Origin of the sequence: Halobellus clavatus (genome assembly GCF_900107195.1) — an archaeon.
Classification (GTDB): Archaea; Halobacteriota; Halobacteria; order Halobacteriales; family Haloferacaceae; genus Haloquadratum; species Haloquadratum clavatum.
In genome coordinates this window covers 66,708-77,490 of the sequence record NZ_FNPB01000010.1, presented here as the reverse complement: position 1 = coordinate 77,490, position 10,783 = coordinate 66,708, and the positions used below count along the sequence as shown (strand labels likewise).

12 protein-coding genes and 1 tRNA gene are annotated in these 10,783 nt (G+C 63.0%); 5 read left to right on the top strand and 8 right to left on the bottom strand.

The genetic code is table 11. The features are described from left to right. The first annotated feature begins 51 nt into the window (after positions 1 to 51). The 3 genes from BLU74_RS19020 (at position 52) to BLU74_RS18530 (ending at position 923) form a co-directional block, all read left to right on the top strand. Entirely contained in the window at positions 52 to 225 is a 174-nt protein-coding gene (locus tag BLU74_RS19020; protein WP_175454659.1) for a hypothetical protein, read from the top strand. After that, on the top strand, positions 222 to 425 hold the full coding sequence (locus BLU74_RS13830; protein ID WP_089768336.1) for a hypothetical protein: 204 nt from the start codon (positions 222 to 224) through the stop codon (positions 423 to 425). Before BLU74_RS19020 ends, BLU74_RS13830 begins: the two co-directional genes overlap by 4 nt. Before the next feature lie 117 nt (positions 426 to 542). Continuing rightward, positions 543 to 923, top strand: coding sequence for a hypothetical protein (locus tag BLU74_RS18530; protein ID WP_139175783.1), 381 nt, complete (start codon positions 543 to 545; stop codon positions 921 to 923). Positions 924 to 1,201: 278 nt separating this feature from the next. On the opposite strand, the gene BLU74_RS13825 is transcribed toward BLU74_RS18530, so the two are convergent. Beyond that, positions 1,202 to 1,498, bottom strand: a complete 297-nt coding sequence (locus BLU74_RS13825; protein ID WP_089768334.1) for a hypothetical protein — start codon at positions 1,496 to 1,498, stop codon at positions 1,202 to 1,204. A gap of 310 nt (positions 1,499 to 1,808) precedes the next feature. On the opposite strand from BLU74_RS13825, the gene BLU74_RS13820 reads away from it, so the two are divergent. Beyond that, positions 1,809 to 3,035: an outer membrane lipoprotein-sorting protein gene (locus tag BLU74_RS13820; protein WP_089768332.1), complete on the top strand. Its 1,227-nt coding sequence runs from the start codon at positions 1,809 to 1,811 to the stop codon at positions 3,033 to 3,035. A gap of 65 nt (positions 3,036 to 3,100) precedes the next feature. On the opposite strand, the gene BLU74_RS13815 is transcribed toward BLU74_RS13820, so the two are convergent. The 7 genes from BLU74_RS13815 to BLU74_RS13780 all read right to left on the bottom strand — a co-directional run bounded on the left by BLU74_RS13815 (position 3,101) and on the right by BLU74_RS13780 (position 8,890). Continuing rightward, entirely contained in the window at positions 3,101 to 4,495 is a 1,395-nt protein-coding gene (locus tag BLU74_RS13815) for a sensor histidine kinase (protein WP_089768330.1), read from the bottom strand. Between the two features lie 545 nt (positions 4,496 to 5,040). Next, positions 5,041 to 5,277 carry a PRC-barrel domain-containing protein gene (locus BLU74_RS13810; protein WP_089768328.1) on the bottom strand — a complete coding sequence of 79 codons (237 nt, stop codon included), beginning with the start codon at positions 5,275 to 5,277 and terminating at the stop codon, positions 5,041 to 5,043. 791 nt (positions 5,278 to 6,068) lie between these two features. Continuing rightward, the gene (locus tag BLU74_RS13800) at positions 6,069 to 6,299 is read right to left on the bottom strand and encodes a DUF8028 family protein (protein ID WP_089768324.1); all 231 of its coding nucleotides are present in this window, start codon (positions 6,297 to 6,299) and stop codon (positions 6,069 to 6,071) included. An 869-nt stretch (positions 6,300 to 7,168) separates the two neighbouring features. Continuing rightward, positions 7,169 to 7,347, bottom strand: a tRNA-Trp gene (locus BLU74_RS19015). Between the two features lie 91 nt (positions 7,348 to 7,438). Next, entirely contained in the window at positions 7,439 to 7,660 is a 222-nt protein-coding gene (locus BLU74_RS13790) for a DUF5795 family protein (protein ID WP_089768322.1), read from the bottom strand. Between the two features lie 60 nt (positions 7,661 to 7,720). Beyond that, entirely contained in the window at positions 7,721 to 8,671 is a 951-nt protein-coding gene (locus BLU74_RS13785) for a DUF5794 domain-containing protein (protein WP_089768319.1), read from the bottom strand. Positions 8,672 to 8,677: 6 nt separating this feature from the next. Then, the gene (locus tag BLU74_RS13780; RefSeq protein WP_089768317.1) at positions 8,678 to 8,890 is read right to left on the bottom strand and encodes a DUF8099 family protein; all 213 of its coding nucleotides are present in this window, start codon (positions 8,888 to 8,890) and stop codon (positions 8,678 to 8,680) included. 365 nt (positions 8,891 to 9,255) lie between these two features. Here BLU74_RS13780 and guaB point away from each other — a divergent pair, with 365 nt between their 5' ends. Next, entirely contained in the window at positions 9,256 to 10,755 is a 1,500-nt protein-coding gene (gene guaB / locus BLU74_RS13775) for an IMP dehydrogenase (RefSeq protein ID WP_089768315.1), read from the top strand. Positions 10,756 to 10,783: the final 28 nt, after the last annotated feature.

The window sequence follows — 10,783 nt, the reverse complement described above, 5'->3', positions numbered from 1 at the left end:
GGTTCGCGTCTGCAACAGCAGGCTCTTGACGCCGTTTCGACAATCGAACGTATGGTCGCTGCGAATACGAAGCGAACCTTCCCGTTCGTCCTCGACGCGCCGCGACTCTGGGGTCTCGCGCTCGGTCGTATCGAAGCGTGGCTGTCGCGGCTGATCCCCCTCGGTGTCGACATTGCCGTTCCAACGGTGATCCACGAGCGTCTGCCCGAAAGAGGCCACCAATGAGCCGATCGCCACGCTCCGTCGTCGGGACACTCGGAGGCCGCTCTCGGTTGCGGACCGCTCTGCTTACCGGCGGCGTCGCGGCGGGGCTGCTGATCGTCGTTAGCGCGTTCCTCGATCGGTCGCTGCTCGTCGAGACGATCACGATGGGAATCTCGACGACCGCGTTCGCCTACTGGTTCGACCTCGGCGAGCAGTCCTAATCCGCCGAGCGTGGATTGGGGTGACAGTGAGACGGCGGCAGAGCGGAGCTGAATCAGGACTCCTCCCATCAGTACGATCGCGACGAGTGCCAACCCCGTCAGCCGGACGCGACGCCCGTGTACTCGCGCAACTCGTCGCCCTTCGTCCCGAGGATGCTGACGAGTCGGCTCGGGTGGGCGAACGGACTCGGTGGCTTCGGGTTTTCGAGCCTCCGTCCGAGCGCTCGGTACTCGGCGAGCGACCAGACGCCGTACAGAGCAGAGACTCATCCCGATCCACCATCCGAATCCCGGGAGCAGTGCAAGCCCGACCGGGCTGGCGGGAGCTGCCTGGATGGTCCCTCCGGGGCTGCCGAGTCCATCGGACGCGCGCACCAGGCCGACGAGCAGTCCGAGCATCGAGAGCCAGAAGGCTACGAAGCGGCCGGCAAACAGCCGGTTCGAGACCCGAGTGATGGTCGCTCCGTTGCGGTCGACCCAGGACCGACGCAGTGGTGACTGGACCTCGCTCGCCGGCCGTCCCACCTGTCGGCCGGGACGCTGTGCTCTCAGTCCCGACAGCGCGGCGACGTCGACACCGAGGAGACCGCTGGCGACGAGCAAGCGGAGGAGGCTCCGCTGTGAGAGGTGGAGGGTCGTGATCCCGACGGGGACTCTCATCTCAGTGAGCCGTAGAACAATTCGACACTATGTGTGTACTGGTCGGGACGCTCAGGTCCGTCGTGTCGGTTCGCACCGACCGTCCGTCATTCCGCTCTACGGGGGGCAGGCCCGCCTCAGCGAATCGGATCGAAGATGGCCGTGACGACCGAGAGGATCCCGACGCGGCGTCCGAAGTATCCGAGCACGCCCAGGAAGCCAGTCAGCGAGAGCACCGCACCCCCGAACTGGAGCACGCTCGCGCCTCCGAGACCCGCGAGGAGGAGCACAGTCGCCACGCCCCCCACGACGAGCATCACGACGACCACCCCGATCGCCTGTGTCGCCGCCGCCTCGTGCGCATCGTCCATCAACAGCCAGACCATCGGAACGAGGGCCGCGATCGAGTAGAAGACCGTTGGAAGCCAGGACACGCCAGTAACAGCGGTGCCCGACGTATTAAGGATCCGATGGGCGCGAGCGGGTGTGCCCCCACCGGACCCGTCGGGGGCGGACCGGGACTCGTCGGTGGCTCCGGTCACGGCGCGATTCTCTCCACCTCGCGAGCGCCGGCCTCGTGGCGTGAATCGCCCTCCCGTTGCTGTCGAGCGGGCGCGGTTCCACTCTGTTCGATACCCGCTGGAACCGGACCGACCGGCTGCTGCTCCGCGCCGCAGAAGTGATAGCTCCCTGTCACACCGCGTCTTTCAACTGGTCGCAGTTCCACGCTTCCCGCACGGACCGATGAGTGGGCCCGATGACGGTCGTCCGGCTATTCGATCGCGACTGCTCCCGATACTCGTCGTGGCCGCGCTTCTCGCGGCGAGCGGGTGCAGTACGTACGGGGCCCCATCGGAAGCCGACAGCGCGCTGCCGTCACAAGCGGAGGCGGCAGATCGGTATGCCTCACTCGAGACGCTCAATGCCACGGTGACCACCGTCCAGACGCGAAACAACAACACGATGACCACCGTGGCGCAGAAACGACTCCGTCTCGATCCGTGGGCCTACCGCGACCGAGTCCTCGCGGTCCAGCGCACAGAGGGCGCGCGCGAGCCGCTCGTGTCCGAGGGTGGATTCGTCGTCGTCAACGAGTCGCGGTTCGTGTACTTCGATCCGGCCTCCGAACAGGTGACCAGGGCCACGATCCGCGGCAGCACGGACTCCGAGGAATCGCCGTTTCCGCGCCTCGTGAACGCGGCCCGCAGCGGCCAGCCCGTCACCCGCCCCACGACGACTCCGGGCGTCTCCTCGCTGCCACGAGTCCCCGTAGAGAGCGGTTCCGAGGAGGACGGCAACGGATCGACGTCCTACCGTGAGGGCACCGTCTCGGTTACCTACACCGGGACCGAGATGGTCGACGGCCGGGCGGCCTACCGGCTGGAGTTGACGCCGAACTCGGCCGAAATGTCGCTGGAGTCGCAGACGCTCTGGCTCGATACCGAGTATCTGTATCCGGTGAAGCGGCACACGAGGTTCACGGCCCACGGCGACGACTATGAGTACACGGTTACGTTCCGGAACGTCACGTTCAATCCATCGTTCGAGCCCGGGACCTTCCGCGTCGACGCCGATGAGGTCCCGGCGAGCGCCCGTGAGGTACAGTTCAGCGCGTACGACTCGGCGGCGGCGATGGCCGACGCGGTCGACGTTCCGGTCCCCAGGCCGACCGTTCCCGAAGGGTTCAGCCTCGAATCGGCCACGCACCGCACGGCGAACCCGGAACTCGTCAGCCTCCGATACGAACGCCCGAACGGCGACGACACGATTCGCATCTTCGTGTTCGGATCGGCCACCAACGACACGTCGGGAACGCCGGTCGACATCGGCCCCTACGAGGCACGACGCTCACAGACGAACGACACGACGAGCATCGAGTGGGTCGCCGACGGCTACACGTTCCGCGTGGAGGGCCAGGTCGACGTCGACACCCTCACCCGCGTCGCACGGTCAGTCGTCGACACTACCTGACCGGAGACGATCGGGGCGGTCCCCGTCGGTTCTCGCAGCGTCCGCCGTGTGCACAGCGCTCGCGCTCAGTACTCGAGATCGATGTCAGTGAATTCGAAGCGGGCGCCGCCCTCAGTGCCACTGACGACCGCGACCTGCCAGCCGTGGGCCTCAGCGATCCGCTTGACGATCGTCAGCCCAAACCCGGTCCCGCCAGGTATCGAGGTGTGCCCGGGCTCGAAGACGGTCTCTCGATCTTCTTCGGGGATTCCCGATCCCGTGTCTTCGACGTAGATGCCGTGGTCACCGATTCGGCCGACGCGGACCGTCACGTTCGCCCCGCCGTGTTCGAGTGCATTCCGAAAGAGGTTCTCGAAGACGTGCTGGAGCCGACTCCGATCGGCCCTGATCGTGACCTCGTCTTCGATCTCGATGGTTGCCTCCCCCGTTTGGACGTTCTTCCAGCAGGAGCCGACGAGGTTGACTAGCTCTATCGGTTCCGGATCCGACACGGCCTGCCCCTGTCTGGCCAGCGTGAGCGTATCCGTGATGATCTCGTCCATCCGGTCGAGCGAGTCGACGAGTGGGGTGAGATGCTCGCTCTCGCAGTCGTTGTTCAGTAGCTCCGTCCGGCCCTGTGCGACGTTGAGGGGGTTTCGCAGGTCGTGTGAGACGACGCTCGCGAACTCGTCGAGCTGCTCCTTCTGATTCTGGAGCTGTCGTTCTCGTTTGACCCGCTCGGTGATGTTCCGTGTGATGCCGATGATCTGGGTCACGTCGCCATTCGTCATAACGGGTGTCAGAATCGTCTGCCAGAACCGTGCGCCCGTCTCCACGGGGAGTTCCTCCTCGTAGGAGATGGATTCTCGGGCCCGGACGCATCGGCGGTAGTTCGCGTGGAGGTCTGCGCCGATGTCGTCGCCGAACACTTCTCTGGGCGTCTTCTCGCGCACCTCGTCGGTGGTGATCCCGGTCTGCTCCTCGTAGGCGCGATTCAGGCGCTCGAAGCGGAACTCGTACTCCTGATCACTCGACTCGACAGTGAGGAAGAAGATACTGTCGTCGACAGTTTCGAGTAGCGTCTTGTACTCCTCGGCGAGCTTCTGGTACCGCTGTTCCTGTCGCTTCCGCTCGGATATGTCCCGGCTGTTCACGAGAATCCCATCGATTTCGGGATCGTCCAGCCGGTTCTGCAGTGTCGACTCAATCCAACACCACGAGCCGTCTGCGCGGCGAAACCGTGTCTCGATTATCTGCGGCTCATCCGGATTCGTCTGGAGGGTCTCGATGGCGTCAGCAACGTGCTCACGGTCTTCTGGATGCTGATACTCGAATCCGACTTCGCCCTCTAAGTCCTCGGGTTCGTACCCGAGCGTCTGTTCGACTGCGGGACTCACGTACGTGATCGTCCCGTCCGATGCGATGATTGTCGCCATATCGGAGAGTTCTTCGAGCAGCTTTCGATGCAACGTTCCGGTCATACGAGGGCTACGAGTGGGTAGTACATAAGTAGGGTACCGAACGGACGAATCGAGGGAGTACCGAACGGACTGATTGAGGAGGGACCGAACGGATTGATCGAGGCGGTACCGGGCGCTCCGCTCTCCAACGGCGGATGGGTCGTTATCGTCCTCGTCAAAAACGCCCCAAGCGTTCAGAGAGACGACGAATCCACTGCAATCCGACGGTGGTCGCCGGCGCAGTGGATCACGCAACGCACGCTCGAAACAGCTAGCCAGGCCAGCCACCAAAACGTCCTGTGCAGTGATACTCGAGGCGCAAGGAGTTGCTCGCTGTCGCGATGGATCAAACGCGTAGCCCGACCCGCCGGCCTTTGGAAGCCACCCACGAGACGATCGCCTCCGTCGGAATGCGACTCGGTAAGAACGGGTTGCCGTCGGATGAGGCCGGGCCGAACCGGGGGAGTTTCTACATCGGGGACGACGACGAGCGAGTCGGTGTCGTCGTCCAAATCGCAGACACGGCTGGACTGTTACCGCGGCACAAGCCGTTGGGGAACGTTCTCTTATCGCGGTGGGCGGACGAGCAAGTAATCCTGTTTCGCCTCGATGCGAGTGGCTGGAATCAACAACTGCCCGTTTTCGATCCGCTGATAGCCACCACCACCGCCATCGTGTCCCTCCAGTCGGAGGTGCTGGAGGTCACCAGTCTTGGGGTTTATCGTGATGCTTTCGACGACGCCGAGTTCCGTACCCTCGGTGGTCATCACTTCATACCCACTGAGGGAGGATGCGAGGACCATACGCACCCGTTCGTCGCAGACGCCTTAATCTGCAAGATAACTGAAACCACCACTTCAGCAACGTCGCCGACCGTCGTCCCTGAACTGGCTGGACCTACCGGACGCAGGCCAATTCACGCATAAAACGATCAGTGTACTCAGCGATTCTGTGAGGGACCAACAGTTCTTGATACAGTGACCGAGCTTCGACTGGAGTGCTGAATTGTTGCGCGTGCCGAAGCAGCAGCGTCTTCGGATCACTCCAAGTGAACTCCACTCGGCGGCCATCGACGAGCTCGAGGCCGACCGCGGACTGACTCGCGAACTCACCCATTTCCTCACCGCTCAATTGGGCCTGCGTCCCAGCGCCGGCGACGTCTTCGAAGCCGATCCGGCACCGAACCGGAAGCAAATGCTGGATAGATTGTAGCTGAGAGTCTCGCAGGAGAATTGCTCACCAGAAGTAGGAACCGCTCAGTGCAGACGCACGTTGTATCGCCGCAGGCGGCCAACTACTCGAAGACTGTCAGGAACGAGGTGCTGGATATAGAACGTCCATCTTGTAAATGGTCGCATCGGAACCCTAGCCGCTTGGATTTGGAACTCCACAGCAGAGCTCTGGGAGTATTATTTGAATGTCTCTCCCAACCTTGATTAGTACTCTGAAGAGTCTGATAGTGGCGCCAACCTAGGATTGCAGCATATAATAATTGACTGGAACGGGTAGTATATGTTCGTATATAGTTTTCTCAGGATTAGCACGCTGTTCGGGGATTTTATTTCGGCTGTCGGTGAAATCCTCTGGTAGACGATTACTGTTTGTGGGTCCGTCCAGCAAGCAGTGTGATCACGTGGGCCACGAGCAGGGCAGTGAAGACGAGCCACCACGTGGTACTCTGCAGGCCAACAACCAACATCGGGAGATAGAGTAACCGGAAGGTCACTGCCGACCAGAACGCGGTCGCACGGGCTGCGCTACCGGCAGTACGCCATCCGTATCCGAGCCGCCCGTCAGCGCCGATGCGTACAGAGAAGTCCAACATCGTTGGATTATCACCCGACGATTGCGGTACAAGACCGGCGTGACGAGAACTCGCCGTTTCGGAGGTCCGAGACGAACTGACTGTCAGTCATCAACTTTCCTTTCGACACGTAATTGCTGGCCTGAACTGTTGTTAACGATACTTTCGTATTGGATATGATCGTATGACTGCGCTACTGTACGGAGCGATTCGAGCTAACCGAACCTGGAGATGATTCTGTGCAAGATACGCGCCCTCCATCTTGCACGCCGTGGATCGATCTATTCAGCGTATCAGAGGTCGAGAAGTGCCCGATACAGAGGAGCAAGTCAGCACATCGGTATCGGTGTCAAAGACCCAACTCTCCCACTCACATCCGATTCTCGTCGATGGGTTGTGCCTCTGACCACGACTGAGGCCGGTGGACAGCCGAGGTGGGTCTCTTAGCCGAGGAGTGAAAACACGCCATAGGATCGCACGAGCGACAGCACCGGCGTGATCATCCAGAGTGTCACGACGCGAGCTGCCGCCGCGTGGTGGAACAGGCCTTCGGCGGACAGTTCCTCCGGATCTTTTTCGCCAATGGGAGACACACTATCCCCGGATGGGTGCTGCCTGTCTGGGTGAGGCGTCTCGCTGTCAGCGAGTTCGGCCACAGTCGGGCCCGAGGCGACCCCCTTGTGGATTTCAAGTAGGTGAAGTTTCAGTGCACCAGTCGGAAACTTTGGAGCGGATTCCTCGGCAGGGGACTGTGTGACGATTTGTGCGAGCGTCCGCGCTCGGCTTGCCCGGCCCCACCCGAGCCCAATGATACAATCAAAATCGGAATGACGGACGCTTTTCTACGCAACGCGCGCCAGTCCTGCGGTAGTGATCGTCAGGTCAGAAAATGGGGCCGGAGGGATTTGAACCCCCGATCGACTGATATCTCCGGTACGCGCCTCGGTACTCCAGAGGGTCGTCAACGCGAGCCGATGATCAGTCGGTCGCTCGGTATATCAGTCTGGAGTCTCGTCACCGGGCGCAAGCCTCTGGAGTCAGTCGCCATGCCGGGCTTGGCCACGGCCCCGTGATGTGCATATACGGGTATGGCAATACTGCTTAAAGGAATTACGATCGGTCGATACCGTGCCGGCTCAGTCCGCGGATCTTCCCTGGATTCAGCGGTCCGTATCGGACCACGAACACTCCTGGCACTTGTAAGCCGTCACGAACTCTGTCACGCTCGGCATATAGCCCACCGAGAGGACGTTGGAACCGCACTCGGGGCAATCCATCTCGGCGTCCTCGATCGCCTCGGCTTCCATCGGCCGATCGCCCTCGACGAGTTCTGCCAACCGTTCCGGCGTCACCATCCGTCCCTCGACGACTCGGTTGCTCATACCACCACTCACGGAACCGAGTGTGGTAAATCCGTCGTGCGGTCGGCGGCAGGGTACCGCTCAGAGCCACGGAGCGCGTGAGCCGTCGGAGTCGGGGTAGCCGTATCCGACGTCGCCGCCGTCCTCGTCGTCGCTCTCGATCGTCTCGTCGTCGTTCCAGTCGCCGCCGTCGGCGACCGCTCCCGGCGCGGGAGCCGGTGATTCGGGAGCCGCGCTGTCGTCGGCTTCGGCCGGACCTTCGGGGTCGTCTGCCGTCCCGTCGTCTCGGGCCGGTCCGACCTCGGTGCCGGGATCATACGAGAACAGCGCCGTGACGCCTAAGACGCCCAGTGCCACGGGCGCTTCCGTGGGGAGAAGTCCCAACACGTCGATCGCCAGCATCCCGAGTGCGACCGAACTCCCGAAGCGGAAGAGGTCGAGGTCGACCGCTCCGCGAAGCCGGGGGGCGAAAACGGCCACGGCGAGGGCGAAGCCGACGCCGACACCGGCGGCCGCGACCGCGCGGAGGATCATCCCGGGGTTGGGGTTGACGACCAGCGCCGCGCCGCTGATGTTGATGCTGGCGACCAGCCCCAGCCCAATGATGATGCTCGGCGAGGGAAGGTACTCGCCGATCTTCGCAGACGCCGTCTTCGCGGCGACCGCGAGGATCACCAGTCCGGCGAAGCGGTGGAAGACCTGGAAGTCCAGCACCGTCTTCAGCGTTTCTGCGAAGAGGGCCTCCAGCCCGGCGATCGGGAGGAGGATCGCGCCGAGGATGAGCACGGACGTGATCTGCTCACGACGGGAGCCATCCATCTCCGCGAGGATGACTGCGACGGTCGCCGAACCACCGAAGATCAACAGCCCGGTCTCGACGATCCCGAGCGGACTGTTGAGAGTCCCTGCAATGATGAGTGCCGGGAAGATCCCGTCGATGAGCGGCAACGCCATTACCGTCGCCAGGAGTCGGGTTGCACCGCCGACCTGCTGCTCGAGTCGGAGCGCGACTGGGTGCCGAGAGACGCTCATTCGAGACTAGCGGCCGTACCCATCGGCCAAACGGCGATACGGGCGCAAGCCCGACGCCGACGCGGCGCGGGCCCGACCGAGCACTCCGAGCGAGTCGAGCGCGGGGAGCGTCCAGTTCCCGCGTTTGAAATTCTGCATCGCTGTAAATGTAAAGGCGGCATCGAAGCGGTCGATCGGCTGACCCGCGATGCGCGATGCAGAGGGACACTCGGAGTCCATACACGAGGATAATCGCAGTGGGATATTAAACGTTGTGTGGGAGGTGTGCTCACGGATCTGGGCCTCTTTCAGGAACGAGCACGATGAGCTACCGATTGTGAGAAAATACCAGCCGACTCCCGACGAATCGACGGCGTCCTCGGACCCCGTCGCAGATATTGCGCCGTTCTCCCGCCATTTGGGTGGGACAGTGGGGCTTCGACGGGTGAACCGAGCTGCGTCCCCGCGACAGCGACTGCGAGCATTCCCCCCGCACTGTGAACGCCTTATCCACAGGCGTGCATATTTCGCTCACACACGTGGCAACGATCTGCACGCCCCTGGCATCTCACAACGTTTTTGTCGGTCGCCTGCGGACCGTTTATATGGCGAACGACGTTTCCGAACGCGGTTCATTCTCGGAGAAACTCCAGGTACCGGAAGCGCTGACGTTCGACGACGTGCTGCTTCGACCGATGGAGAGTCGGGTCGAACCCGACGCCGCCGACGTCTCCACGCGCGTCTCGAAGACCGTCGAACTCAACATCCCGATCCTCTCGGCGGCGATGGACACCGTCACCGAGAGCGCGATGGCCATCGGGATGGCACGCGAGGGCGGACTCGGCGTCCTCCACCAGAATATGAACACCGACCAGATGGTCACCGAGATCGAGCGCGTCAAGCGTGCGGACGAACTGGTCATTCGTCGCGAGGACGTGGTGACCGCCCGGCCTGACCAGACGGTCCGTGAGGTTGACAAAATGATGGAGCGCGAGGGGATCTCGGGGGCACCCGTCGTTGCCGAAGACGACACCGTCCTGGGCATTATCTCCGGCACCGACATCCGCCCGTACCTCGAGGTCGGTGAGTTCGACGAGGTCAGAGAAGCGATGACCGACGAGGTCATCACCGCGGATCGCGACGTGGTCGCGCGCGACGCGCTCGAACTGATGTATGACCACAAGATCGAGCGCGTCCCCATCGTGGACGACGACGAGCGACTCGTGGGACTCGTCACGATGCAGGGTATCCTCCAGCGACGCGAGCACGAGAACGCCGCCCGCGACGACGACGGACGCCTCCGCGTCGGGGCCGCCGTCGGGCCATTCGACGACGAACGCGCCGCTGCGGCCGACGAAGCGGGCGCAGACGTGATCTTCATCGATTGCGCCCACGCGCACAACCTCAACGTCCTCGACAGCGCCCGCGAGATTAAGGAGTCCGTCAGTGCGGACGTCGTCGTCGGCAACGTCGGTACGCGCGAGGCGGCGGAGGCCGCCGTCGACTTCGCAGACGGCCTGAAAGTCGGCATCGGTCCCGGTTCGATCTGCACCACCCGCGTCGTCTCCGGGGCAGGGATGCCGCAGATCACGGCCATCGCGGAGGTCGCCGACGTCGCCGCGCCGGAGGGCGTGCCCGTAATCGCGGACGGAGGCATTCGGTACTCCGGTGACGCGATCAAAGCGATCGCTGCCGGTGCAGACGCCGTGATGCTGGGGTCGTACTTCGCCGGCACCGACGAGGCACCGGGCCGCGTCATCACGATGAACGGGAAGAAGTACAAGCAGTACCGCGGAATGGGCTCGGTCGGCGCGATGAAGTCCGGCGGCGGCGAGCGGTACCTCAAAGAGGATGCCGAAGACGAGGAGTTCGTCCCCGAAGGCGTCGAGGCCGCGACGCCTTACAAGGGTACCCTGGCCTCGGAGCTCCACCAGCTCGTCGGCGGGATGCGCTCGGGGATGGGCTACGTCGGCGCAGAAACGATTCCGGGCTTCAAAGAGCGCGCGGAGTTCGTCCGCGTTTCGAGCGCGGGCCAGACCGAGGGCCACCCGCACGACGTGATGATCACCGACGAAGCGCCGAACTACAGCCCCGACGGGAACTGATACTGTCGGACAGAAGTTCGTGAATCAT